Source organism: Kitasatospora sp. NPDC052868 (genome assembly GCF_044547105.1).
Taxonomy (GTDB): Bacteria; Actinomycetota; Actinomycetes; order Streptomycetales; family Streptomycetaceae; genus Kitasatospora.
In genome coordinates, this window is the sequence record NZ_JBITZW010000007.1 from 191,284 (window position 1) to 216,969 (window position 25,686).

Below are 25,686 nucleotides of genomic sequence, written 5' to 3' on the forward strand. Positions count from 1 at the left end.
CCGCCGTCCGGTGCCCCGGCGGCTCAGCCACTTTGACCCGCGGGCTTCGGCCCGGAGGCGCCGGAGGTGTACCCGTCGTCCGAGACCTGCCCGGCCCGGCGCCGGAGCTGCTCCAGGAAGGCGGGATCGAGCCCGCTGCCCGAGGCCGCCCGGTCGAAGGTCTCCAGCACGGCCTTCTGCGCGCCGTGCTTGGCCTGGGAGACCGCCTCCTTCGCCTCGTCGTCGGCCTCGTTGTGGGTGTCGACCTTGTAGCTCTCGGCGACACCGTCCATGATCTGCTCCACCACGAAGTTGACGCCCTCACCGGCCACCGGTGCGCGCTCCATCGCCTTTCCGCCGGTGAACTCCCAGACCTTGCCGGCGATCTCACGCTTGGTGTCGATCGCCTCGTTGAAGTCCTTGTCCTCGGCGGCGTGCCTGGTGTAGACCTCGTCCGCCATCGCACCGGTGATGAGACCGGTGACCTGCCCGCCGGGCCGGACGGCGTTCTCCACGGCCATCTGGATCTCGCTCTGACTGCCGTGGCCGTGCTTGGAGATGGCGTCCTCGATCTGGACGGTGGTGTACGCCTGCTGCCCGGCGGCGATCGAGGCGTAGGCGTCCGGGTCGCGGCCCAGCACGTCCAGCAGCCGCCGGACCTCGGCGTCCTTCAGATCGGCCGGTGTGCCGGTCACGGCCGGTGCGCCCGGTCCTTCGAGCGCGGCCTGGACATCGCCCATGTACGCGGCGGTGATGTTGCCCAGGCTGCCGTTCATCGCGCCGAACAGGGCCTTGTCGCCGTGCAGTTGCTCCGGCCCGTCCTTGGTGCCGTACGTCTCGAAGATCTTCTCCGTGAGCGCGGACATCTCCGGGGTGTGCTTGGCCAGCGGCGCGTTGGCGTCGTCGTACCCCCGGCCGGTCGTCGCCGCCTCGAGGGCGTGCCCCAGGGCGCCGACCTCGAAGGCGTCCGCCGTACCGGGGTTGGGGCGCAGCGGGTAGGGCATGTCCCGCAGCAGGGAGCGCTCGCCGCTGTCGGTGAGCATCTCGAAGTACTTGTTCTCGCCGCCGTGGCTCTTCACCGAGCCGTCCGGGTTGTACGCGGTCGGCGGGTCGCTGAAGAACCTGGTCGCGGCCTCCGGGCTGTGGCCGAGCGCCTCCAGGACGGAGGACAGCGGGTTGAAGCCGTGGACGTTGCCCTTCTCGTCCGTCACACCGGTGAACTGGAACTCCTGGAACGGCGAGCCGTGCATCGCGGCCACCGCGTCCCAGCGGCCCGGGTTCTCGTTGGTGAGCTGGGTGACGTGCTCGGCGATCGGGTTGATGAAGTGGGCGTCGTAGTCGCCGTGCCGCAGGATGTTGCCGAGGATCTGGTAGCCGTACGGGCTGGACTTCGGGTTGGCCTTGGGGTCGAGCGGGATCTGCTCGCCGCCGGCCTTGCGCAGGCGCTGCTCCCAGTCGTCGGAGACGTGCGGCTGCTTGTGGCTGTCGGTGGCGGTGGCCAGGGTGAGGCCGAGGCCGTCCTGGATCCCCTTGACGGCGGCCTTGCGGGCCGGGCTGTCGGAGAAGTCGCCGCTCTGCGCCATCGCGCCGTAGGAGGCGAGGAAGGTGGCCGGCTCCTGCCCGCCGTAGAAGGCGGCGGCGAACCGCGGGTCCCCGTTGTGGTGCTGGAGCAGGCTCTGGAGCTGGGTGAGCTGGGCGTCGGTGGCCTTGGAGCCGAGGCTGAGGATCTGCGCGGCCTGCTTGGCCTCGGCCTCGGCGAGGCTGCCGACCGGGTTGCTGTTGAAGCTGCCGGAGTCGGTGCCGGTGTCGCCGGCCAGCGCCGCGGTGGCGGCGGTGTCGGCCTCGGTGGCGCGGTCGAGGGCCTTGCCGATCTCGTCGGCGGTGGCCTGCGCGTCGGACTGCCGGCCCTTGGCGTAGTCCGGGTCCTTCTTGTCCACCGGGTCGGTGGCGGGCGGCCAGTGCACGCCGCCCTCGCCGTCGACGGTGAGGCCCTTGCCGGCCGCGTGCTGGACGGCCGTCTGGAGGTCCTTCCTGGCGGCCGCGAACTCGTCGTGCGCCTCGCGCAGGGTCCGCGCGATGGCCGAGGCCTCCTCGAAGGCGGCGTGGATCTGGTCGCGGGTCCGGGTGAGCGATCCGGCGGCCGCGTCGGCGGTGGGGCCGTGCCAACCGGACTGCTGGACGGGGCCGATGACCTCGTTCTGCATCTTGGTCGAGAGGTCCCAGGAGCGGACCATGGTCTCGAAGTCGGTCGCCGCCGCGTTGAGGCTTGCGAGGTCGATGTGCTGGAGCTGGCTGAACGTCACCATGGCGGTGTGTGCTTCCCCCGGGTCCTCAGTCGTGCTGCTGAGCGAACTGGCTGTGGATCGCGGCCTCGGTGGCCTCGTAGTTCTGCGCGGTGGTGTGCAGGTTCCGGCTGATCGTGCCGATCGCCTGCTCCAGCGTGTGGGTCTGGTCGGACCACATGCTCCACGCGTTGTTGAGGCCGGCGCAGAGGCTGAACCCCATCAGTGAGGAGACCGCGCTGTTGACGTGTTCCCACGGCCGGCCGCATTCGGTGCGGACGGAGGTCTGGAGAGTGTCGGCGTTGTTCCCGGCCTGCCGGATCATTCCGGGGTTCGCCTTGACGGTCTGCCCGCCGGCGGGCGCCGGGACGGTGACCGGGGCCGTGCTGCCGGCCGCTGCCGCGGCCAGGTCCGGGAACTGCTTCTTCGCCGCGTCGGTCAGGTTTCCCGAGCCGTCGAAGAGCCACGGATTCATTCGGCGTTCGAATTCGATGTCTGCCATCTGCGTATACCCCCATGTCCAGATCGCTGGGGGAGCGTAGCCGGGTCGAACAGATGACTGAAAATCCTTGGGGGAACCTTTAGGTTCTTTGCGAGATGATGGCAGTAGAAGTGAATCGGCGTGGATATGCAGGTGGAATTCAGGTTAAAGAGATGTGAATGCAGATTCGGGCATGTGCCGCGGCGCACATTGCCCGCCCCGCGCCCGGCATGCCAGAGTGCCGCTCATGGCCCACCGCACCGCGCCCGAACCGTCCGCAGCCGCCCAGTCGGCCCCCGCCCCGGCCGCCGTCTTCGACTGGCTCGACGAGGCGGCCGAGCTGCGCGCGGGAGCCGGCCTCACCCGGACGCTGCGCAGCCGCCCCGCCGAGGACCAGGTGGTGGACCTCGCGGGCAACGACTACCTCGGGCTCACCCGCCACCCCGCCGTCACCCGGGCCGCCGCCGACGCGGCACTGCGCTGGGGCGGCGGCGCCACCGGCTCCCGGCTGGTCACCGGTACCACCGCGCTGCACACCGAACTGGAGGCCGAACTGGCCGAGTTCTGCGGGGTGGAGGCGGCGCTGGTGTTCTCCTCCGGGTACACCGCCAACCTGGCCGCGCTCACCGCGCTCACCGACCCGGACACCCTGATCGTCTCGGACGCCTACAACCACGCCTCGCTGATCGACGGCTGCCGGCTCTCCCGCAGCGACGTCCACCGCGCCCCGCACAGCGACCCGGACGCCGTTCGCGCCGTCCTCGCCGGGCGCACCCACCGCCGGGCACTGGTGGTCACCGACTCCGTCTTCTCCGTCGACGGCAATGCCGCCCGGCTGCCCGAACTCTCCGCCGCCGCCCGCGCGCACGGCGCGGCGCTGCTGGTCGACGACGCGCACGGGCTCGGCGTGCTCGGCCCCGGCGGCGCCGGCGCCCTGGCCGCGGCCGGCCTCGCGGGGGAGCCGGACACCGTCGCGACCGTCACCCTGTCCAAGTCGCTCGGCTCCCAGGGCGGGGCGGTGCTCGGGCCGCGCCGGGTCATCCGCCATCTCACCGAGACGGCCCGCACCTTCATCTTCGACACCGGCCTCGCCCCGGCCGCGGCCGGGGCCGCGCTCGGCGCGCTGCGCCTGCTGCGCGCCGAACCGCAGCGCGCCGAGCGGGCCCGGACGGTGGCCCGCAGCCTCGCCGCCCGGCTCACCGCGGCCGGCCTGCACGCCTCCAGCCCGGACGCGGCGGTGGTCTCGGTCCGCGCCCCCGGCCCGGAGGCCGCCGTCGCGTGGGCCGCGGACTGCCGCCGGGCCGGACTCGCGGTCGGCTGCTTCCGCCCGCCCTCCGTCCCGGACGGCGTCTCGCGCCTGCGGCTGACCGCCCGCGGCGACCTGACGGACGCCCAGATCGCCGATGCGGTGCGGATCATCGCGGCGACGGCGCCCGCCGGGTAGCGCTCGGCCGGGTGGCGCGTCGGCCGGGTGGCGCGTCAGCCGGTCGGTCCTGCTGCGGCGTCGACAAGCCCGCCGGTCCCGCTACGGCGCCGACAGCCCGGCCAGGCCCAGCAGGAAGACCGTCTCCGCGTCACGGCGGCCCGCCGCGGCGCGCGGGGCGGCGACGATCGCGGCCAGGGCGCGGCACCAGCCGAGCACGCGCTGCGGATCGGCCCCGGGCACCAGGGCGGTCAGCCCGGCGATCCGCCGCTCCAGTCCGGCCCGGTCGGTGACGCCGTCGACGGCCCAGTCGACCAGGTCGAAGTCGGGGTCGCCGAGGGTGGGGCGCGGATCGATCGCCACCGGTCCGGCCGGCCCGTCCAGGACGTTGCCGGGGTGCAGGTCGCCGTGTACCAGGGCGAACGTGCCGGAGTCGGCCAGCTCCAGGGCGAAGGCCCTGGCCACCGGCGGGACGACGCCGGGCGCCCGGCGCTCGGTGAGGTCGAAGAGGAAGTCCACGCGCTCCCGCAGCGGCGGCAGGGCGACGCCGTCCACCGGGGTGGAGCGCAGCGCCGACAGCACCCCGGCGACCTCCGCGGCCTCCCACGGCCGCTCGCGCAGCGTCCCGCCCGGGTGGACGTCCGCCAGCAGGAGCGCCGCCGCGTCGGCGTCGTGGTCCAGCAGCCGGACCGCCTCCGCCAGCCCCGACCAGGCCCGCAGCGCCGCCGCCTCGTGCGCGGCGACCTGCCCGTCGGGCGTCAGCTTCAGCCAGACCCGGGCGCCGTCCGCCGCCCGCACACAGCGGAACACGCGGGCCGTCCCGCCCCCGCCGGCCGCCTCCACGGTCAGGCCCCAGCGGCGGGCCAGCCGGTCCACCAGCGCGGGCAGCGCCTCGCACCAGGCCTCGGCGGCCGGGCCGAAGCGGACGGTCAGCCGGGCCCGGACGTCGGCCGGGACGGCGGTCGCCACGGTGCCCACCACGGGACCCGTGCCGGGGCTCACGGCCGCCCCACCACCAGCAGCGCCTCCGCGCCGACCGGGCGGAAGCCGGCCGCCTGGAACGCCCGGACGCTGGTCGCGTTGCCGGGCGCCTGCTGCGACCAGATCCACCCGCCCTCCGGCAGCAGGTGCCGTGCGCCGAGCGCGAGCGCCCGCCCCAGGCCCCGGCCGCGCGCCTGCGGGTCGACCTCGATCGCGCACTCCCACCGACCGGCCACCCCGCGGCCCAGGATCAGGACGCCGCCGTCGACGGCGAACACCCGCACGTCGTCGCGGTAGCGCAGGGCCCGGGCGACCCGGGGGTGCTCCCGGTCCTCGATCGGCTCCAGCGCCAGCGGCGGCTCGCCGGGCAGCCGGTCGGCCACGGTGACCAGGTCGATGTTGTTGACCACCCGTCCGGTCCGCTCGGCGAGCGCCGTCAGGAAGGGCGGACAGAGCGGCGCCGCCAGCGGGTCGCTCGGTGCGGCCGCCAGTGTGGCCCGCACCCAGGCCGGGTCCTCGTCCGTGAACACCACCGCGTGCGCCGAGAACGACATCACCCCGGTGTCGCGCGGCGTCGGCCGGCCCACCACCGTCACCGAACCGTCCGACGGCGGGAAGACCCCGCCCGCGGCATCGTCCAGGATCTCCCGCAACCCGCGCTCGCCCATGGCCCCCGTGCTCCCCTGCACCCCGTTCGGGCACCCGTCGCGGTACCCGTTCCCTTACGGAGCGCCAGGGTACAAGATCACTGTTTGCGGGCCCGGCTCGGCTGCACCCGGGGCGGCTCACCGGCCGCCTTGGGGTGGTCCGGCGGATAGGGGAGCTCGCCGTGGCCCTCGTCACGGACCTGCCGCTCGTACAGCTCCAGCAGACCCTCCAGCCGGAACGCCTGGTCGTCCATCTCCGCCTGGAGGTCGCCGAGTTCGGCGAACCGGGCGGGCAGTGTCCGCAGGTCGAAGTCCTCCGGCGCCGCCTCGTCGAGCTCCTCCCAGCGCAGCGGCGCCGAGGCGGTGGCCCGCGGCCGGGCGCGCAGCGAGTACGCGGAGGCGATGGTGCGGTCCCGCGCCATCTGGTTGTAGTCGACGAAGATCCGCTCGCCGCGCTCCTCCTTCCACCACGCGGTGGTCACCCGCCCGGGCATCCGCTGCTCCAGGACCCGGCCGAGCGCGATCACCGCGTGCCGCCCGTCGGTGAAGGTCCACTCCGGCTCCAGCGGCACGTAGACGTGCAGGCCGCGCCCGCCCGAGGACTTCGGCCAGCCGCGCAGCCCGTACTCCTCCAGCACCGCGCGCAGCTCGTGCGCGGCCCGGACGGCGTCGTGGAAGTCGGTGCCGGGCTGCGGGTCGAGGTCGATCCGCAGTTCGTCGACGTGCTCGGTGTCACCGCGCCGGACGGGCCACGGGTGGAAGGTCAGACAGCCCAGGTTGGCCGCCCACAGCACGGCCGCCGGCTCGGTCGGGCAGATCTCGTCGGCGGTGCGCCCGCTGGGGAAGGCGATCCGGGCCGTCGGCAGCCACTCCGGCAGGCTCTTGGGCGCGCGCTTCTGGTAGAAGAACTCGCCCTCCACGCCGTCGGGGAAGCGCTGCAGGGTGGTCGGCCGGTCGCGCAGGCCGCGCAGCACCCCCTCGGCGACCGCCAGGTAGTACTGCGCGACGTCCAACTTGGTGAAGCCCCGCTCGGGGTAGTACACCTTGTCCGGGTTCGACAGCCGGACGGTACGCCCGGCGACATCCAGTTCCACGGCTGAGCCCATGCCTCACACGCTAGGCGTGCTCCGTCCTCCGCGCGCTATTTCGCCGTGCGGTTGCGGGCCGCACGCGTGAGGATCGGAACCATGGACCTGCCCGTGATGCCGCCGGTCGCGCCGATGCTCGCCAAGTCGGTCGCGAAGATCCCGCCGGGGATGCAGTACGAGGCCAAATGGGACGGCTTCCGTGCGATCGTCTACCGCGACGGGGACGAGGTCGAGCTCGGCAGCCGCACCGGCAAGCCGCTGACCAGGTACTTCCCCGAGCTGGTGGAGGCCTTCCGGCGGGAGCTGCCGCCGCGCTGCGTGCTGGACGGCGAGGTGGTGATCGCCCGCGAGGGGAGGCTGCGCTTCGAGGAGCTGCTGGAGCGCATCCACCCGGCGGCCAGCCGGGTGCGGCTGCTGGCCGAGCAGACCCCGGCCTCCTTCGTGGCCTTCGACCTGCTCGCGCTCGGCTCGGACCTCCTGGTCGAGGAGCCGCTGTCGGTGCGCCGTCCGGCCCTGGAGGCGGCGCTCGCCCACGCCGCCGATCCGGTGTTCATCGCGCCCGCCTCCACCGATCGCGAGCTGGCGCAGACCTGGTTCGCCCAGTACGAGGGCGCCGGGCTGGACGGGGTGGTGGCCAAGCCGCTGGACCAGCCGTACCGGCCGGGCGAGCGGACCATGTTCAAGGTCAAGCACGAGCGCACCGCGGACTGTGTGGTGGCGGGCTACCGCGAGCACAAGAGCGGCCCGGTGGTCGGCTCGCTGCTGCTCGGCATCAACGACGAGCAGGGGCGGCTCCAGCACGTCGGCGTCTGCGCGGCCTTCCCGATGGCCCGCCGCCGGGAGCTGGTCGAGGAGCTGGCTCCGCTGCGGATGCCCGATGCCTCCGGCCACCCCTGGGGGGCCTGGGCGGACGAGCAGGCGCACGCCGAAGCCCGGCTGCCCGGCGCGCAGAGCCGCTGGACCGGCGGCAAGGACCTCTCCTGGGTGCCGCTGCGGCCCGAGCGGGTGGTCGAGGTGGCGTACGACCACATGGAGGGCACGCGCTTTCGGCACACCGCGCAGTTCCGTCGTTGGCGGCTTGACCGGACACCGGAGAGCTGCACCTACGAGCAGCTGGAGGAGCCGGTCTCGTACGACCTGGCGCAGGTGCTGGGTGGTTGACGAACCGTCGGCCCCACAGGTGATCAAGGCCTGTGCCACGGTTGCTCGGTATGCGCCTTGACGGGCATCGGTGCAGGTTGGGCGCGTACATGACGGCCCGTCCGAGGTGCGTGGACAACCCTTGACGGGGCATGGGGTCTATGCGAATCTCTCGGCAGGTCTGGGCCATTGGTCTTTCACGGGGGAAGATCGGATCCGCCTCGGTGCATCAGGGGGGATCCTGAGATGCCGGGCGGACCGGGCCGCAGCGGCCGATCGGCCGGTCCCGGGGGCGGGCCGGACACCACCCGGCGGCCGTGCCTCACCGCACCCGGATCGCCGCCGACGACGTCCGGGAGCGTGCCCCTGCACCTTCCCCGACTGCCTAAGCGAGCCGCAGATGCCCGAACTCCTCCCCGCGACCCCCTCGCCGGACGCCGCCGCCGTCCCGGCCTCGCCCGCCCAGCACGGCATGTGGCTGACCGAGCGGCTGGGGCTGGCCCGCGAGGCCCTCCACCTGCCGGTGCGGATCTCCTTCGACCGGGTCGACGCCGATGCGCTGGCGCGCGCGGTCCGTCAGGTGGCGCGGCGCCACGGGGCGCTGGGGGTGCGGCTGGTGGAGCGCGAAGGCCGGGTGCTGCTGGAACGGGCTGACCGGGACGCGGTGTTGGAGGTGGTCGACGCCACCGGTGACGACCCGGCCGGCCTGGAGAAGCTGCTGGTGGAGGAGGCCGCCCGCCCCTTCGGCCCGGACGGCGGCCCGCTGGTCCGCTGCACGCTGTACCAGCGGCCCGGTGGCGGTGCGGAGTTGCTGGTGGTGGCCCATCACGCGGTGTTCGACGGGGAGTCCAAGGACGTCCTGGTCGCCGACCTGGCCGACGCGTACGGCGCCGCGCTGCGCGGCGGGCCGGGCCAGGCGGCCGAACCGCCGCTTCTGCCACCGGTGGTGGCGCAGGCGCCCGACCCGGAGCTCGTGCGGCGCGCCGCCGACTGGTACGGCCCGCGCTGGGCCGCCGCCACCGAACCGGTACTGCCCGGGGCCACCCGCACCCCGACCGCCGCGGGCCCGGGCCAGGCCGTCGGCCGGCGGCTGGACGGCGCCGAACGCGCCGCGCTGGCCGCGGCGGCGGAGCGGACCGGCGTCACCGTCTTCGAGTTCCTGCTCGCCGCGCTGCACGGACTGCTGCACCGGTACGGCGGCGAGTCCGTGCCGGTCTCCGTGCCCCTCTCCACCCGCAGACCCGAACAGGCCGGTGAGATAGGCCTGTTCGTGAACGAGCTGCCGGTTCACCCGCCGGTCGGCCTCGGCGGCGACACCGCCTTCGACGACCTCGCCCGGGCCGTGCGCGCCGAACTGCGCGGCGGATACCCCTTCCGTACCGTGCCGTTCGGCTCGGCCGTCGCCGGACTCGGCCCCCGCCTCGGCCTGACCCCCGTCTCGCTGGGCTACCGGCAGCGGCGCGGCCCGCAGCCGCGGTTCGCGGACACCCCGGTACGGGTGGACTGGTCTGTGTTCAACGGCGCCGCCCGCAACACGCTCCACCTCCAGGTGGTCGACAGCACCGAGGGCCTCGACCTCTCCCTGCAGTACGACCCCGCCGTCCTCCCCTCGGACGCCGCGGGCCGGATCGCCGGACACCTCACGACCCTGCTGGCCGCCGCCGTCGCCGCGCCCGGCACCCCGCTCCGGGACCTCCCGCTGCTGGACGCCGCCGAGCTCCACCTGGTCACCGAGGCCTGGAACGACACCGCCCAGGCGTACCCCTCCGACCGCACCGTCCTCGACCTGGTCCGCGCCCAGGCCGAGGCCACACCGGAGGCGGTCGCGGTGACCGGCGGCGGGCGCCGGCTGACCTACCGCGAACTCCTCGCCCGGGTCGACGAGCTGGCGTCCGCCCTGGCCGCGGCCGGGGTGCGCCCCGGTGACCTGGTCGCCCTCCACCTCGACCGCACCGCCGAGCTGCCGGCCGTCCTGCTCGCCGTCCTCGCCACCGGCGCCGGCTACCTCCCGCTGGACCCGGCCTACCCGGAGGAGCGGCTGGCGTTCATCCTCGCCGACTCCGGTGCCACCCTGCTGCTCGCCGACCGCGAGCCCGCCCCGCGGGTGGCGGCCGCCGCTCCGGCGGTGCTGCGGCTCGCGGACGCGCGCGGCGGCGGCGCGCCGGTGGGCACCCTCCCCGGGCCGGAGGACCGTGCGTATGTGCTGTACACGTCGGGGTCGACGGGGCGTCCGAAGGGGGTGGGGGTGGGGCACCGGGCTCTGGTGAACCTGTTGTCGTTCTTTGCGGGGCGGTTGGGGTGTGGTGCGGGGAGTGTGTGGTTGGGGCTGACGTCGTTGTCGTTCGACATCTCGGGTCTGGAGTTGTTCCTGCCGTTGGTGTCGGGTGGGCGGTTGGTGGTGGCGGGGGACGGTCTGGCGGTGGACGGCCGGGGTCTGTGCGGGTTGGTCGCGGCCGAGGGTGTGACGCATGTGCAGGCGACGCCGTCGGGGTGGCGGGTGTTGTTGGCGGGGGCCGGTGGCGGGGTCCTGTCGTCGGTGGTGGGGCTGGTGGGCGGTGAGGCGTTGCCGTTGCCGCTGGCGCGGGAGTTGGGGTCGGTGACGGCGCGGTTGTTCAACGTGTACGGGCCGACGGAGACGACGGTGTGGTCGACGTGTGGGGAGGTGGCGGCGGGGGCGGTGTCGGTGGGGATCGGGCGTCCGATCGCCAATACGCGGGCGTATGTGCTGGATGCGTCGCGTCGTCCGGTGCCGGTGGGGGTGGCGGGGGAGTTGTACCTGGGTGGTGACGGTGTGGCCCTGGGGTATTTGGGGCGGCCGGAGTTGACGGCGGAGCGGTTCGTGGGGGATCCGTTCGGTGGGCCGGGGGAGCGGTTGTACCGGACGGGGGATCTGGTGTGCTGGACGGGCGGGGGTGAGTTGGAGTTCCTGGGGCGGATCGATGACCAGGTGAAGATCCGTGGTCATCGGATCGAGCTGGGTGAGATTGAGTCGGCCCTGTTGGAGCACCCGGCCGTCGCCGAGGCCGCAGCCGCCGTGCACGAGGAGACCGCGGGGGAGCCGTACCTCGCGGGCTACCTGGTGGTACCCGCCGGCGTGGCCCCGCCCACCCCGGCCGAACTGCGCGAGCACCTGCTGCGGACCCTGCCCGGCGCGCTGGTGCCGCAGCGCTTCCTCACCCTGGAGAGGCTGCCGCTCACCCCGAACGGCAAGCTCGACCGCCGCGCCCTGCCCGTCCCGCCGCGCGAGGCGGCCTCCGCCGTACCGGCCGCCGTGGGGCCGTCCGCCGAGGGGCCGACCGACGAGGTCGTCGAGACCGTGCGGCGGATCTGGTCCGAGGTGCTGGACCTGCCCGACATCGGCCCGGACGAGGACCTGTTCGACCTCGGCGGGCACTCGCTGACGATTATCCAGATCAGCGCCCGGATCCGCACCGCGCTCGGTGTGGAGCTCGACTTCGACGTGTTCTTCGACGTCCCCACGCCGGCCGGCATCGCCGCCGCCGTCCGCGAGCGCCGCTGACCCGGGGCCGGTGTGGTCACCCGACCAGCCGGTGACCACACCCGCCCCACCGCACGTCCCACCCGCCTCCCCCCACGGAACGCTTCCCCGTGCGCTCGAACAGGACTCCGATGACCGATACCCAGGACCTTCCCACCGACTGGTCGGCGACCAAGCAGGCTCTGCTCGCCCGGCGGTTGCGTGGTGCTGCCGCGCCGGCGCGGGTGGTGGAGCCGAGGGCGGCGGGTGTGGTGCCGCCGTTGTCGAGCGGGCAGGAGCGGTTGTGGTTCATGGAGCAGTTCGCGCCGGGTGGTTCGGCGTATGCACTGGCTCCGGCGCGGCGGTTGCGGGGGCCGTTGGACCGGGTGGCGCTGGACGGGGCGCTGGCGGATCTGGTGGCGCGGCACGAGGGTCTGCGGATGGTGTTCCCGACCTCGGAGGACGGGGTGGCGCGGGTCGTGGTCGCGGATCCGGGGCCGTTCGCGGTGCGGTTCGTGGATGCGGCGGGTGAGGCGGATCCGCAGGGGTGTGCGGCGCGGGAGGTCGGTGCGCTGGTCGGGGAGCCGTTCGACCTGGGTGCGGGTCCGCTGCTGCGGGCGCTGCTGGTGCGGATCGGGGAGGAGGACCACGTCCTGGCGCTGGTGATGCACCACATCATCTGCGACGGCTGGTCCATCGACATCATCAACCGCGAGCTGGACGCGCTCTACGCCCAGCACGCCCACGGGACCCCGGCTCAACTCCCTGTGCTGGAGGTGCAGTTCGGCGACTACGCGGCCTGGCAGCGGACCCGCCTCGACAGCGGAGCACTCGCTGCCTCCCGCGACTACTGGCGCGCCGAACTCGACGCCGTCCCCGCCCTCGACCTGCCCACCGACCGCCCCCGCCCGCCGCTGCTCACCTTCGACGGTGCTGCGACGGAGTTCCACTGGAGCAGCGAACTGGCCGAGAACATAGCCGAGTTGGCACGACGCTCCGGAGCGTCCACGTACATGGTGCTGATGACGGCGCTCCAGGTGCTGCTCGGCAGGCACGCCGGCCAGCGGGACTTCGCGATCGGCTCCGCCGTGGCCGGTCGGCTGCACCGTGAACTGGAGGGTGTGGTCGGTGCGTTCGTGAACATGCTGCCGGTCCGGGCGCGGTTGGAGGGGGATCCGACCTTCGGTCAGCTGTTGAGCCGGGTGCGGGAGACGACGCTGGACGCGTTCGCGCACCAGGAGGTGCCGTTCGAGCAGATCGTGGCGGATCTGGAGGTGGAGCGGGACGTCAGCCGCTCGGCGGTGTTCCAGGTGACCTTCGCGTTCCAGAACTACGGCGACAAGGCGGCCACCGGCCCGGTCGCGACCGCGCTGGACTCCGAGGGCTTCGGCTACGAGGCCACCACTACCCACGCCGATCTCGCCCTGTACATGCGGGAGAAGAAGGACGGCGGACTGTACGGGCTGCTCACCTACCGGACCGACCTCTTCGACGCAGGCACCGTCGATGGCTTCGTCAAGCGCTTCGAGCTGCTGATGACTGCGGCTCTCGCTGATCCTTCGGTGGCGGTGTCGCGGTTGCCGTTGGTGACGGGGGCGGAGCGGGTGGCGGTGTTGGAGGAGTGGGCGGTCGGTGGGGTGTTGCCGGCTGGTGGGGGGACGTTGACGGGGTTGTTGGCGCGGGCGGCGGCTGGTTCGCCGGGGGCGCCGGCGTTGGTGTTCGGTGATCGGGTGGTGTCGTACGGGGAGTTGGAGGGCGGGGCGAACGCGTTGGCGCGGCGGTTGCGGGCGCTGGGGGTGGGGCGTGATGACCGGGTGGCGGTGTGTTTGGAGCAGTCGCCGGAGTTGGCGGTGGCGTTGGTGGGGGTGTTGAAGGCGGGGGGTGCGTATCTGCCGTTGGATCCGGAGCAGCCGGTGGCGCGGTTGGGTCGGCTGGTGGCGGATGCGGGGGTGCGGGTGCTGGTGGTGGATGCGGTGTCGCGGGCGTTGTTCGCGGGGTTCGGGGGGGAGGTGGTGGTGGTGGATGCCGGAGTGTTGGAGGGGCCGGATCGGGGTGCGTTGGAGGAGGTGTCGGGGCCGGGGGATCTGGCGTATGTGATCTATACGTCGGGTTCGACGGGGGTGCCGAAGGGGGTGGCGGTTCAGCATCGGGAGGTGGTGAATTACCTGGTGGGGGTGGGGGAGCGGTTGGGGGTGGCGGCGGGGGCGTCGTTCGGTCTGCTGCAGTCGCTGTCGTTCGATTTCAGTATCACGATGCTGTATCTGGCGTTGACGACGGGTGGGCGGGTGCATCTGCTGCCGCGGCGGATTGCGGGGGTGGAGCTGGCGGGGGAGTTGGAGCGGGCGGGGATCGACTATCTGAAGATGACGCCGTCGCATTTGGCGGCGTTGTCGGCGGATGTGCCGGTGGAGCGGTTGCTGCCGCGGCGGGCGCTGGTGCTGGGGGGTGAGGCGTCGTCGTGGGCGTGGGCGCAGGGGTTGGCCTCGGTGGGCGGGTGCCGGGTGTTCAACCACTACGGGCCGACGGAGGCGACGGTGGGTGTGAGTGTGTTCGAGCTGGTGGCGGGTGCGGTGGCGGGGTCGGGCAGTACGCCGGTGGGCTCGCCGTTGGCGGGGGCGCGGTGTCTGGTTCTGGATGCGGCGATGGAGCCGGTGCCGCCGGGTGTGGCGGGTGAGTTGTATGTGGGCGGGCAGCGGTTGGCGCGGGGGTATCTGGGGCGTGCGGAGCTGACGGCGGAGCGGTTTGTGGAGGATCCGTTCGGTGGGCCGGGGGAGCGGTTGTATCGGACGGGGGATGTGGCGCGGTGGCGGGCCGGGGGGGTGTTGGAGTTCCTGGGGCGCGGTGACGACCAGATCAAGGTGCGGGGCTACCGGGTGGAGCCGGGGGAGATCGAGGCGGCGCTGGCGGAGCTGCCGGGGGTGGTGCAGGCGGTGGTGCTGGCGCGCGGCGAGGGCGTGAAGCAGAACCTCGTCGCCTACCTGGAGCGCCCGGGGGAGGTGGAGCCGCTGGTGCCTGCGGAGGTGCGGGCCCGGCTGCTGGAGGTACTACCGGACTACATGGTCCCGGCGCGCTACGTCTCGCTGGAGCGTTTCCCGTTGCAGGCGCACGGCAAGGTCGACCGCAAGGCGCTGCCCGAGCCGGAGGACACCCGCTCTCAGACCGGGCACGTCGAGCCCCGGGGCGAGGCGGAGGTGTTGATCGCCGGGATGTGGGTGGATCTGCTGGATCTGCCGCAGGTCGGGGCGTTGGACGACTTCTTCGAGCTCGGGGGCCATTCTCTGCTGGCGACGCAGGTGGTGGCGCGGCTGCGGCGGGCGTTTCCGGACCTGCCGGTGCCGGTGGGGGTGATGGACCTGTTCCGGCATCCGACGGTGCGGGCGCTGGCGGCGCTGGTGAGCGATCCGGCGGCGGATCGCGGCCCGCGCCGGCTGCTGCACCGGTTGACGCCGCCGCGCACCCGGACCACCGCGAGTGTGGTGTGTGCGCCGTACGGCGGGGGCAGTGCGTTGATCTACAAGCCGTTGGCGGACGCGCTGCCCGAGGACTGGGAACTGCACTCGATCGCGGTGCCGGGGCACGAGCTGGGCGAGGAGGCGCTGGGGATCGAGGACGTCGCCGCCCTGTGCGCACGGGAGATCGTGGAGAGTGTGCCGGGCCGACTGGTGCTGTACGGGCACTGCGGGGTGGGAGTGCGGTTGGCGGTCGAGATCGCACGGCTGGTGGAGGCCGCGGGACGGCAGGTCGAGGCCGTCCATCTGGGAGGGATCTTCCCCTTCGCGCGCCCGCAGGGGCGGGGCGCGGCGGTGGGGGAGTGGTTCGCGGAACTGGCGGACCGGTGGCGCAGCGACCAGGGAATGGTCAACGCGCTGGCAGCGGCAGGCCTGGACACCGACGAGGTGGAAGCAGAACAACTGCGGCTGATCGTGCACAACCGGCGAGTGGGGACGAAGGAAGCGGAACGCTACTTCACGGAGCTGTTCGCGAGCGAGGGCGGGACGATCGCTGCGCCGGTGATCGCGGTGTGCGGGGATCGGGATCCGGCGACGCAGTTCTATCAGGAGCGGTTCCGTGAGTGGCATCGGATCACCGGGACGGCGGCGGTGGTGGTGCTGGATGAGGCGGGGCATTTCTATCTGAAGTACCGGGCGCAGGAGTTGGCGGACATCGTGACGGGTGTCCACCGTTCGATCGCGGCGGGGACGGAGTCGGTCCACCACCGTCGTGAGGACTCCACCTGGTGGCTGGAGGACGTCTCCCGCAACCACGCGGCCGACCACGAACCCGACGACCCCGAACGCCCAGCCGAGACCTCCGAGATCGCCGAGACCTCCCCGGCGGCGAAGCCCGCCCGGGCGGCAAAGCGGGCCGAGGTCCGCCCGACGATGGGCCGCTTCCTCACCGTCGCCTCCGGGCAGCAGGTGTCGATGATCGGCTCGGCACTCACCGAGTTCGCCCTCCCCATCTGGATCTACCTCAAGACCGGCTCCCTCGTGCAGTTCGGCCTGCTCGCCGCCTGCGGACTCGTCCCCGGCATCCTCTCGGCACCGATCGCGGGCGCGCTGGTCGACCGCAACGACCGGCGCCGGATCATGCTCTACGGCGACCTCGCGGCGGGCGCCACCCAGGCCCTGATGCTGGTGCTCTACCTCACCGGGTCGTTGGAGGTGTGGCACGCCTACGTCCTGATCGGGGTGCTCTCCACCGCGCTCACCTTCCAACGCCTCGCCTGGGGCTCGGCCGTGCCGCAACTGGTGCCCAAGCGCTACCTCGGACGCGCCAACGGCGTGGTCCAAATGGCCTTCGGATTCGCCCAGTTCCTCGTCCCGCTGTTCGCCGTCGGCCTGCTCTCCGCGATCGGCCTCGGCGGTATCCTCACGATCGACGTGACCAGCTACGCCGTCGCCACCGCCATCACCCTCGCGGTCCGGTTCCCCGACGTGATGGCCTTCAGCCGCCGCGAGAGCGTGGCGACCGAGATCCGGGCGGGCTTCCACCGGGCCCTCGGCAGCAGGAACTTCCGGGCGATGCTGTTCTTCTTCGCGGTGCTGAACATCTTCCTCTCGCCGCTGTTCCTGCTCACCACCCCGCTGGTGCTGTCCTTCGCCCCGCTGTCAGCCGCCGGCTGGGTCTCCACGGCGGCCGGTCTGGGCGCCGTCCTCGGCGGGATCACGCTGCTGGTCTGGGGCGGGCCCCGGCGCCTGCGGCTGCGCGGTGTCCTGCTCTCCACGATCCTCCTCGCCGCCGCCTGCCTGGTGACCGGTCTGCGGCCGTCCATCGTGGTGGTCGCGCTGGGCGCGTTCGGCATGACGTACGGACTGGCGCTGGTGAACGGTGTCTACGCCACGATCATCCAGACCAAGGTGCCGCTGCGCTTCCACGGCCGGGTGATCGCCGTGAACACCATGGTCGCCTGGTCCACCCTGCCGATCGGCTTCGCCGTCGTCGCCCCCTTCGGACCGAAGCTGCTCCAGCCGCTGATGGACGGGGACGGAGCCCTCGCCGACACCGTCGGCCGGTTCATCGGCACCGGCGACGGACGCGGCATCGGCCTGCTCTACCTGCTGTTCGGCCTGGCCATGGCGGCACTCGCCCTGATCTGCCTCTGCATTCCCGCCCTGGCGCACTTCGACCGGGACGTCCCGGACGCCGAGTCCGACGACCTGATCGGCCTGGAGGCCCTTCAGGCCCGCGCCATGCCTGCCAAGTCCGCCGAGCCCGCCAAGTCCGCCGAGCCCGCCAAGTCCGCCGAGACCGCCAAGTCCGCCGAGACCGCCAAGCCCGTCAAGATCGAGGTCGCACCGTGAACAGCCCCGACGCCCTCCGCAGCCACCCGCTCACGGCGGACCAGCGCCGGCTCTGGTTCCTCCAGCAACTGAACCCGGACGACGCCGGGTTCACCATGTACCTCAACCGCCGCTGGACCGGCCCGATCGACCCGCAGGCCCTGCGCGGCGCCCTCCACCGGCTCACCGACCGGCACGAGATCCTCCGGACCCGCTTCGCCCTCGACGGCGAGGAGCCCGTCCAACTGGTCGAGCCCGCGCGGGAGATCGACCTCGTGCGGATCGAACTCCCGGTGGGCGCAACCGAGGAGGGGTTCACCGAGGCCTGCCGGCCCTTCGTGAACGCCCCCTTCGACCTCGCCGCGGGCCCGCCCCTGCGCGCCGCGCTGGTCAGTTCGGGCGAGGGCGAGCACGCCCTCTGCGTCGTGCTGCACCACATCGTCTCCGACGGCTGGTCCTTCCGGACGATGTGGCGCGAACTGCTCGCCCTCTACCGCGACGAGCTCGGCGAGGCCCCCGCCGACCTCCCGGAACTCGCCCTCCAGTACGGCGACTTCGCCCGCGCCGAGCGGGACAGGGCGGCCGCCGGGGGCGCCGAGGAGGCGTTCCGCTACTGGGCCGAGCGGCTGGCCGGGACGGGCACCCTGCGGCTGCCGCTCGACCACCCCCGGCCTGCGGACCCGGCCCACCCGGCGGGCTTCGTCACCGTCACCCTCGACCCCGCCCTCACCGCCGCCGTCGACCGACTGGCCCGTGAGCAGCGCTGCACCCCCTTCATGGTGCTGCTCGCCGCCTACCAGTGCGTGCTCGCCCGCTGGACCGGCAGCCGCGACTTCGTCGTCGGCACCCCGCTGGCCGGGCGCAACGAGACCGCGCACGAGCCGCTCCTCGGCTACTTCAGCAAGACGGGTGTCATCCGCGCCGACCTCACCGGGGAGCCGGACTACCGGACCGTCCTGCGCAGGGTCCGCTCCGCGACCCTTGGGGCGCTCAGCCACCAGGACGTCCCCGTGGAGCGGCTGGCCGCCCACCTCGGCCTGCCCGCCGACGCCGGTGCCGGTCCGCTCTACCAGGCCGTCTTCGTCCACCAGAGCCAGTACGACCTGGCCGACGGCAGCGGCGAGCCGGCCCTGCCCGCCGGGGTCCGGACCGCAAGCATGGACTCCGGCTTCGAGCAGGCCAAGACCGATCTGCTGCTGGACAGTTGGCGCACCGCCGACGGCGGGATGGCGCTGTCCTTCTGCTTCGACCGCGAGGTCTTCGAACGCGCCACCGTGGAGGCGCTCGGCCGGCGCTGCCGCACCCTGCTGAACCGGATCGTCGACGACCCGGAACTCCCGCTGCAGGCAGACTGGTTGATCGACCCGGACGAGCGCGCCGAACTGCTCGCGCTCGGCGCCGGCCCGGCCGCCGCGGACACCGCCCGCCCGGTGCTGGAGCGCTTCGCCGACCAGGTCGCCGCCCGGCCCGACGCCCCCGCCCTGGAGTGCGACGGCCGACACCTCTCCTACGCCGAACTCGACCGCCGTTCCTCGCTGTTGGCCGCCGCGCTCGGACCGGTCGCGGGGCGGACGGTGGCGGTGCGGCTCGCGCCGTCCTTCGAGCTGGTCACGGCCCTGCTGGCGATCTGGAAGGCCGGCGCCGGCTATCTGCCGCTCGACCCGGCCCACCCGGAGGACCGCCAGCGGCTGATGCTGCAGGAGGCCGGGGCCGCCCTCCTGCTCACCGCCGACGCCGGCTCCGACCTCGGCGTCCCGACGCTGCCCGTACCCGCCGACCCGAGCGCGGCAGCCGCGGTCCCCGTCGCGCCCCTGCCCGGGAGCGACCCCGCCGGCCTCGCCTACGTCCTCTACACCTCCGGCTCCACCGGCACCCCGAAGGGCGTCGCCGTCGAGCACGGCGCCCTCGCCGCCCGGGTCGACTGGATGGCCGGGCCCACCGGATACGCGCTCCAACCCGCCGACCGAATCGTCCAGTTCGCCTCCATCGGCTTCGACACCCACGCCGAGGAGCTCTGGCCCGCCCTGTGCTCCGGCGCCCGCGTCGTCCTGCTGCCCGGTGGCGGCCGCACTCTGCCGGACGTGCTCCGCACGCCCGCCGGCGCCGCCGTCACGGTGCTCGACCTGCCCACCGCCTACTGGCAGGAGCTGGTCTCGCTCGGCGACCAGACCCCCTGGCCGGCGGCGCTGCGGCTGGTCGTCCTCGGCGGCTCCGAGGCCCGGGCCGACACCGTCGCCGGGTGGCGCCACCGGCACGGCGACACCGTCCGGCTGGTCAACACCTACGGTCCGACCGAGGCCACCGTCATCGTCACCGCCGCCGAGCTCGGCGCGCCCGACGCCGGGCGCCGCCCCCCGCTCGGCCGCCCGCTGCCCGGGGTGCGGCTGTACGTCCTGGACGAGCACGGCGGCCTGCTCCCGGCCGGCGCCGAGGGCGAGCTGTCGATCGGCGGCGTCGGCCTCGCCCGCGGCTACCTGGCCCGGCCCGACCTGACCGCGCAGTCGTTCCCGCCGGACCCGTACGCCGGGGGCCGGATGTACCGCACCGGGGACCGGGCCCGCTGGCGCGCCGACGGACAGCTGGAGTACCTCGGTCGCGCCGACGAGCAGGTCAAGCTCCGCGGCTACCGGATCGAGCCCGCCGAGATCGAGACGGCGCTGACCGCCCACCCCGACGTCGCCCGCGCCGCCGTGGTGCTCCGCGACGGGCGCCGACTGCTCGGGTACGCCGTGCCGCGGCCGGGGGCCGAGCCCAAGCCGGCCGAGCTGCGCGAGCACCTCGCCCTGCGGCTGCCCGTCTACATGGTCCCGGACGCCGTCGTCCTGCTCGACACCCTGCCGCTGACCGCCAACGGCAAGCTCGACACCGCCGCCCTGCCCGCTCCCGACGCGGCCGCCGACGGTGCCCGGGAGTACGTCGCACCGCGCACCGACGCCGAGCAGCTGGTCGCCGAGCTCTGGCAGGAGGTGCTCGGCGTGCCCCGGGTCGGCGTGCTGGACGACTTCTTCGAGCTCGGCGGCGACTCGCTGCTGGTCACCAGGGTGGCCGCCCGGATCAGAGCGGGGGTGGGGCTCGACGTGCCGATCCGCGACGTCTTCGAGAGCCCCACCCCGGCCGCCCTGGCCGCCAGGATCGAGGCCCTGCTGATCGCCGAGATCGACGCCCTCACCGAGGAGGAGGCGGCCGGGCGGCTGGCCGACTGACCCCCGCCGACCGACCGCCTCGAACGCCTGCGGCCCGGCCCCCACGGGGAGCCGGGGCGCGGACGGTCAGGCCGGGTCAGGCCGGGTCAGGCCGAGGACCCGGCTCCCGACGCCGAGCCCGAGGCGGAGGCCGAAGCCGACCCGCCGGAGTCCTCCTCGGCCGGCAGGGTGAACACGTTCTGCGGCGAGACGATCTCGGTGATCGCCTGCCCGAACAGCGTCGACGGAGCCTGCCCGGCCGAGGAGATGTCCGTGTTCAGCAGCACCACCAGCGAGGCCTGCGCGAACGGCAGGTACAGCACCAGGCTCTGGTACCCGGGCAGCGAGCCGTTGTGCCCGATCCACCCGTGGTCCTCGAAGATCCCCAGCCCGTACGCCGTGCCGGGCACCCCGGTCGACGGCGCGGCCAGCCGCTGGGCCTGGGTGGCGGGCTTCAGCAGCGTGCCGGTCGCCACCACCTTGGCCCAGTTCTGCAGATCGGGCAGGTCGGAGATCATCGCCCCGGCCGCCCACGCCCAGGACGGGTTCCAGTCCGTCGCGTCCGCGACGGTTCCGTCCGGCGTCTGGTCGGTGTAGCCGCGGGCGTGCGGTTCGGGGAACGCGGCGTCGGTGGGGAACACCGTCCGCCCGAGCCCCGCCGGGTCCATCACCTGCTGCTTCAGGAAGACGTCGAGCGGTTGGCCGCTCACCTTCTCGATCACCACCCCGAGCAGCACGGTGTTGGTGTTGGAGTACTCGAACGCCGCCCCCGGCGCGAAGTTCGCCGGGTGCTTGAAGCCGTAGCCGAGCAGCTGCCGCGGGGTGAACACCTGCTGCGGGTTGGCCAGGAAGGTCTGCACGAAGACCTGGTCCGAGGTGTACGGGAACAGGCCGCTGCGCATGTCGGCCAGCTGCCGCAGGGTGATGTTCGCGCCGTTCGGCACGTCCTGGACGTACTTCGAGACGGGATCGTCGAGGCCGAGCCTGCCCTGGTCCACCAGCCGCAGCAGGCCGGTGACGGTGAAGGTCTTGGTCTCGCTGCCGATCCGCATGTTCAGCCCGGTCGACATCGGTGTGCCCGCCACCTTGTCGGCGACCCCGAACGCCTTCTGGTAGCTGCCGCCCGGCGTGGTCAGGCCGACGATGACGCCCGGGACGGCGGCCTGGGTGCGCACCCGCTCGATCGCGGCGTCCAGCCGGGCCACCACATCGGGGGTGAGCGGCACGACGGAGCCGCTCGCCCCGGCGCTCGGCGTGCCGCTGAAACCGACGGACGGTGAGCCGCTTACACCGGGCGGCAGCGAGGGCGAGGGGCTCACCGCGACCGGGACGGCCGTCACCGCGCCGGCCGCCGGTGCGTCCGCGGGCTGCGAGCCGGAGCACCCGGCGGCGGCCAGCAGACCGGCCAGGGCCAGCCCCGCCGCCGCCACCCGCCGGGCGGACCGGCGAGCGGCGGCCGGGGGAGCGGCCGGGGGAGCGGCCGCGGACGGGGTGCCGGCGGACCGTGAGGCGGACCACGGCCCTCGCTTCTTCGTTACGTCGAGCGTCATGCCGAGGCGCCTCTCTGGACCGGACGGCCCGGAGCGGCGCTCCACGAGGCCGTGGGGGAGCGATCGCCAACGTATGTCCGCCCCGCTCCGCCCGCCTCCCCGCTGGCCCGAACGGGCCCACCCGTCAGGCCGGGGCCGAGACCTCCAGAGAGCCCGCCACCACGTCCGGAGCCACCACGTCCGGAGCCGCCGCGTCCGGAGCAGCCACGTCCAGCGCCGCCGTGAACCGCGCCGCCAGCCCCGCGACCGCCTCCGGAGCGAACGCGTGCCCGTTGTACCGCAGCCAGCAGCGCAGGCTCCCGTCCGGCTGCTCGGCGACCATCAGCTCCGGCACGTGCCGGTCCCCGCCCGGAATCGGCCAGGGCACCGTGGTGTTCCGCGGCAGCTCCCACTCCTCGCAGACCACCCCGGGCAACTGCGCCGGGGCGCTCCAGCTCTCGTACCGCAGCCAGGCCGCGAACGGCACCCGCGGACTGAACTCGGCGAACGGGTACAGCTGGTGGTCCAGCGCGGCGGTCGACGCGACCCGCACCCGGTCCAGCAGCTCGGCGAACCCGGGCGAGCCGCCCGCGTCCACCCGCACCAGCAGCGACTGGACGAAGCAGCCCACCGCCCGCTCGGCCTCCGGCCTGGTCCGCCCCGGGACGGGCGTCATCAGCACCAGGTCCGACTGCCCGCTGTGCGCGGCCAGCAGCCCGGTCCACAGCGCCGCCACCGCCAGGAACGGCGTCGCGCCCAGCTCGGCCGCCCGCGCCCGCAGCGCCTGCGCCCGCTCGGCCGACACGGTGAACCGGTGCGCCTCGCTCAGCACCGTCTCCACCTCGCCCCGCCCCGGGAACGGGTCCACCGCCTCCGGCGCGCCCGCCAGTGCCCGGGCGAAGTGCTCGCGCGAGTCCGTCCAGTGCCCGTTCGACCACTCGACCAGCTCCCGGTACGCCGGTCCCGGCCGGGGCGCCGGAGCCGGGCGCCCGCGCCGCAGCGCCGAGTAGAGCACCCCCAGCTCGCGCAGCAGCACGCCGACCGACCACCCGTCGGCGACGATGTGGTGCACCGCCAGCAGCACGACGTGCTCCGCCGGGCCCCGGCTCACCACCACCAGCCTGGTCATCGGATCGCGGGCCAGATCGGTCAGCCGGTCCCGCTCGGCGATCAGCCGGGCCGACACCCGCGCGTCGTCCTCCCCGGGCGCGTCCACCAGCAGCACATCGGCCCGCGGCTGCTCGTCCAGGACCGTGCGGACCACGCCTGGTTCGGTGCCGTCCACCGGCACGAAACGGGTGCGCAGCGCCGGGTTGCGCCGTACCGCCTCCAGCAGCGCGCGGCTCAGCACGTCCGTGCGCAGCTCCTCGGTGACCCGGAACACCGCGACCACCGAGCCGACGCTGCGGCCCGGGGCCTCGGCCGTCCACCGCAGGAAGTTCTCCTGCTGGGAGGTGAGCGGCAGCTCGTGCGGCTGCGCCCGCAGCGCCCGGAGGAAGGGGGACACCTCCGCCGACCCGTCCGCCGACCCGCCCGCCGACCCGCCCGTCGACCCGTCCGCCGCCCTGTCCGCCGGTTCGTCCCGTCCGGTGGACCCCGTACGTTCGCCGGACCCGGTCCGCGTGAGCGCGACCCAGGCGGCCTGGGCCCGCAGCGAGGGCCGTTCGAAGACCAGCGCCGTCCCGGCCGCCACCCCGAACTCGGCGGAGATGGCGGCGGCCAGCTGGACCGCCCGGAAGGAGTCCCCGCCGAGCGCGAAGAACTCCTCCTCGACCGCCCGGACCGGCCGCCCCAGGACCTTGCGCCAGAGGGCGGCGAGCGCCAGCTCGGCGGCCGTCGCGGGCGCGGTGCCGCCGTCGGCGGCCGGCGCCTGGTCCTGCTCGAAGCGGGCCCGCAGCTCGTGCTTGACCACCTTGCCGCTGGGGTTGCGCGGCAGGTCGTCGGTCACCAGGATCCGCACCGGCAGCTCCGGGCGGGCCAGCCGGGCGCTCAGGAACAACCGCAGCGCGTCCAGGTCCAGCCCGTCGGCCGCCGGGACGACCGCCGCCACCGGGACGCTGCCCATCACCGGGTGCGGCACGCCGAGCGCGGCCGCGTCCGCGACCTGCGGGTGCTCGTGCAGCACCTCCTCGATCCGCAGCGTGGAGACCTTCAGCGCACCGGACTTGATGAGGTCGCCCTCCCGGTCCACCAGGTGCAGGTAGCCGTCCTGGTCGAGCCGCCCGAGGTCGCCCATCCGCACCCAGCCGTCCCGGAACACGGCGCCGCCGCGCTCCTCGTCGCCGACGTATCCGCGGGCCGGACCGGGCTGGCGCAGCCAGATCTCGCCGGTGCCGCCGGTCTCGACGGGTGCGCCGTCGGCGCCGAGGATCCGCAGGTCGCCAGGGTCGGCCGGGCGGCCCACCGAACCGGGCCGCCGGGTGTCCACGATCGCGGAGATCTGGGCGGGGGAGGCCTCGGCCGAGGTGTAGGTGTTGACCAGGGTCGCCTTGGGCAGTGCCGTCGCCAGCCCGGCCGCGACCGCCCCCGGCAGGGCGGCGGCCGAGCAGCTCACCAGCAGCACGCTGGTCAGGTCGCGCTGCTCGGCGATCCGCGAGTTCAGCAGCTCGACGGCCATCGACGGCACCAGGAAGACGGTGCCCGCCCGGTACTCCTCCACCACCCGGCCGAACTCCGCCGCCTCGAAGCGCGGCAGGCAGATGGTGGCGGGCTGCGCGGTGAGCGCGTTCACCAGCACCACCTGGGCGGCGTTGGTGCCGATCGGGAAGGCGTGCACGGCGTACCGGGAGTGCGCGTAGGGGCGCGGGCGGGGATCGCGCACCAGCCCGGCGGTCAGGCTGGCGTGGGCGGCGCGGACGCCCTTGGGCGCGCCGGTGGTGCCCGAGGTGCCGATCACCTGGGCGAGGTCGCCGGGCGACGGCCGGTGCGGCGGCTCGCTGTCGGCCGAGCCCTCGGCCTCCAGCCGGTCCAGGGCGAGGAGACGGTCCGGCGTGAAGGCGGGCTCTGACGGGCGGCCGAGGTCCGGCGTGAAGGCCGGCGCTGTCGCGCGGCCCTCGCCGGCTATCGCCCAGCGCGCCCCGGCGGCCTGCACCAGCCGGACGGTGTCCGCCGTCGACAGGTCCTCGCGGACCACCAGGGCCGCCGCGCCCGCGTAGTGGGCGGCCAGGAACGCCACGGCGTACTCCTCCCACTCCCGGTTGGTGAAGAGCAGCGCGATCCGGTCACCCGGCCGTACCCCGGCCCCGGCCAGGGCGTGCGCGGCCCGGACGGCCCGCTCGCGCCACCGCCCGTAGCTCAGGCCGCCGCCGCCCGCCGTCAGCAGGGCGACCCGGTCGGGGTGCAGGGCCGCCCGGTGGTCCAGCAGGTCGGGGAGGGTGAGCGGGCCCGGGGCGTGCGGGGCGGTGCTCGGGTTGCTCCGGGGGCTGCGCGGCGTGCTCGGGGAGCCGCTCGGGGTGCTCTGGGCGCTGATGACGACTCCCGTGGTGGCCTGCGAAGGCGGTGGACGCGACCGCGGGTCCCGCCCTGGTCGCCGACGTGGTCCAGACCGTAGCGGAGCCGTGAAGCCGTGCGCCACACCTCTTCACGTCTCGTCAGGGATCTTCACCGGACTGTTGGTTGGCGCCCGCCCGCTGGGCCGAACAGGTGGCCCCCGGCACGCCGCCGACCGCCCGCGGGCCCGGCTCGGGCACGATC

Annotated in this window: 12 protein-coding genes; 5 read left to right on the plus strand and 7 right to left on the minus strand. The window is 74.1% G+C overall.

Going from position 1 to position 25,686, the window contains the following annotated elements; translation table 11 throughout:
- Nucleotides 1-23 precede the first annotated feature (23 nt).
- A complete protein-coding gene (locus ACIGZJ_RS14690) occupies nucleotides 24-2,285 on the minus strand; it encodes a DUF6571 family protein (RefSeq protein WP_396457532.1) in 2,262 nt (753 codons plus the stop codon).
- 25 nt (nucleotides 2,286-2,310) lie between these two features.
- Complete coding sequence (locus tag ACIGZJ_RS14695; protein WP_396457533.1) at nucleotides 2,311-2,763, minus strand: WXG100 family type VII secretion target; 453 nt, start codon at nucleotides 2,761-2,763, stop codon at nucleotides 2,311-2,313.
- A gap of 226 nt (nucleotides 2,764-2,989) precedes the next feature.
- On the opposite strand from ACIGZJ_RS14695, the gene ACIGZJ_RS14700 reads away from it, so the two are divergent.
- Nucleotides 2,990-4,186, plus strand: a complete 1,197-nt coding sequence (locus ACIGZJ_RS14700) for an 8-amino-7-oxononanoate synthase (RefSeq protein WP_396457534.1) — start codon at nucleotides 2,990-2,992, stop codon at nucleotides 4,184-4,186.
- Nucleotides 4,187-4,267: 81 nt separating this feature from the next.
- On the opposite strand, the gene ACIGZJ_RS14705 is transcribed toward ACIGZJ_RS14700, so the two are convergent.
- The 3 genes from ACIGZJ_RS14705 to ligD form a co-directional block, all read right to left on the minus strand.
- A complete protein-coding gene (locus tag ACIGZJ_RS14705) occupies nucleotides 4,268-5,167 on the minus strand; it encodes an aminoglycoside phosphotransferase family protein (protein ID WP_396457535.1) in 900 nt (299 codons plus the stop codon).
- Nucleotides 5,164-5,814, minus strand: coding sequence for a GNAT family N-acetyltransferase (locus ACIGZJ_RS14710; RefSeq protein ID WP_396457536.1), 651 nt, complete (start codon nucleotides 5,812-5,814; stop codon nucleotides 5,164-5,166). The genes ACIGZJ_RS14705 and ACIGZJ_RS14710 overlap by 4 nt, the downstream gene beginning before the upstream one ends.
- Before the next feature lie 77 nt (nucleotides 5,815-5,891).
- Entirely contained in the window at nucleotides 5,892-6,899 is a 1,008-nt protein-coding gene (gene ligD, locus ACIGZJ_RS14715; protein ID WP_396457537.1) for a non-homologous end-joining DNA ligase, read from the minus strand.
- Nucleotides 6,900-6,980: 81 nt separating this feature from the next.
- Here ligD and ACIGZJ_RS14720 point away from each other — a divergent pair, with 81 nt between their 5' ends.
- From ACIGZJ_RS14720 to ACIGZJ_RS14735, 4 genes are all read left to right on the plus strand, one after another.
- Nucleotides 6,981-8,042 (plus strand): ATP-dependent DNA ligase, encoded by a 1,062-nt coding sequence (locus ACIGZJ_RS14720; RefSeq protein ID WP_396457538.1) that lies wholly within the window; start codon nucleotides 6,981-6,983, stop codon nucleotides 8,040-8,042.
- A gap of 379 nt (nucleotides 8,043-8,421) precedes the next feature.
- The gene (locus ACIGZJ_RS14725) at nucleotides 8,422-11,541 is read left to right on the plus strand and encodes an amino acid adenylation domain-containing protein (RefSeq protein ID WP_396457539.1); all 3,120 of its coding nucleotides are present in this window, start codon (nucleotides 8,422-8,424) and stop codon (nucleotides 11,539-11,541) included.
- A 110-nt stretch (nucleotides 11,542-11,651) separates the two neighbouring features.
- Nucleotides 11,652-17,303 (plus strand): amino acid adenylation domain-containing protein, encoded by a 5,652-nt coding sequence (locus ACIGZJ_RS14730; protein WP_396457540.1) that lies wholly within the window; start codon nucleotides 11,652-11,654, stop codon nucleotides 17,301-17,303.
- Nucleotides 17,300-20,485, plus strand: coding sequence for an amino acid adenylation domain-containing protein (locus ACIGZJ_RS14735; RefSeq protein ID WP_396457541.1), 3,186 nt, complete (start codon nucleotides 17,300-17,302; stop codon nucleotides 20,483-20,485). Before ACIGZJ_RS14730 ends, ACIGZJ_RS14735 begins: the two co-directional genes overlap by 4 nt.
- 86 nt (nucleotides 20,486-20,571) lie before the next feature.
- On the opposite strand, the gene ACIGZJ_RS14740 is transcribed toward ACIGZJ_RS14735, so the two are convergent.
- Together ACIGZJ_RS14740 and ACIGZJ_RS14745 are read right to left on the minus strand one after the other, a co-directional pair.
- Nucleotides 20,572-22,014 carry a serine hydrolase domain-containing protein gene (locus ACIGZJ_RS14740; RefSeq protein WP_396457542.1) on the minus strand — a complete coding sequence of 481 codons (1,443 nt, stop codon included), beginning with the start codon at nucleotides 22,012-22,014 and terminating at the stop codon, nucleotides 20,572-20,574.
- 124 nt (nucleotides 22,015-22,138) lie between these two features.
- Nucleotides 22,139-25,567 (minus strand): AMP-binding protein, encoded by a 3,429-nt coding sequence (locus tag ACIGZJ_RS14745; RefSeq protein WP_396457543.1) that lies wholly within the window; start codon nucleotides 25,565-25,567, stop codon nucleotides 22,139-22,141.
- Between the last annotated feature and the right edge of the window lie 119 nt (nucleotides 25,568-25,686).

Bases quoted from the DNA above. Each gene is read 5' to 3' on its own strand.
- ACIGZJ_RS14690 (WP_396457532.1), bottom strand. From the start codon at position 2,285: ATGGTGACGTTCAGCCAGCTCCAGCACATCGACCTCGCAAGCCTCAAC.
- ACIGZJ_RS14695 (WP_396457533.1), bottom strand. From the start codon at position 2,763: ATGGCAGACATCGAATTCGAACGCCGAATGAATCCGTGGCTCTTCGAC.
- ACIGZJ_RS14700 (WP_396457534.1), top strand. From the start codon at position 2,990: ATGGCCCACCGCACCGCGCCCGAACCGTCCGCAGCCGCCCAGTCGGCC.
- ACIGZJ_RS14710 (WP_396457536.1), bottom strand. From the start codon at position 5,814: ATGGGCGAGCGCGGGTTGCGGGAGATCCTGGACGATGCCGCGGGCGGG.
- ligD (WP_396457537.1), bottom strand. From the start codon at position 6,899: ATGGGCTCAGCCGTGGAACTGGATGTCGCCGGGCGTACCGTCCGGCTG.
- ACIGZJ_RS14720 (WP_396457538.1), top strand. From the start codon at position 6,981: ATGGACCTGCCCGTGATGCCGCCGGTCGCGCCGATGCTCGCCAAGTCG.
- ACIGZJ_RS14725 (WP_396457539.1), top strand. From the start codon at position 8,422: ATGCCCGAACTCCTCCCCGCGACCCCCTCGCCGGACGCCGCCGCCGTC.
- ACIGZJ_RS14730 (WP_396457540.1), top strand. From the start codon at position 11,652: ATGACCGATACCCAGGACCTTCCCACCGACTGGTCGGCGACCAAGCAG.
- ACIGZJ_RS14740 (WP_396457542.1), bottom strand. From the start codon at position 22,014: ATGACGCTCGACGTAACGAAGAAGCGAGGGCCGTGGTCCGCCTCACGG.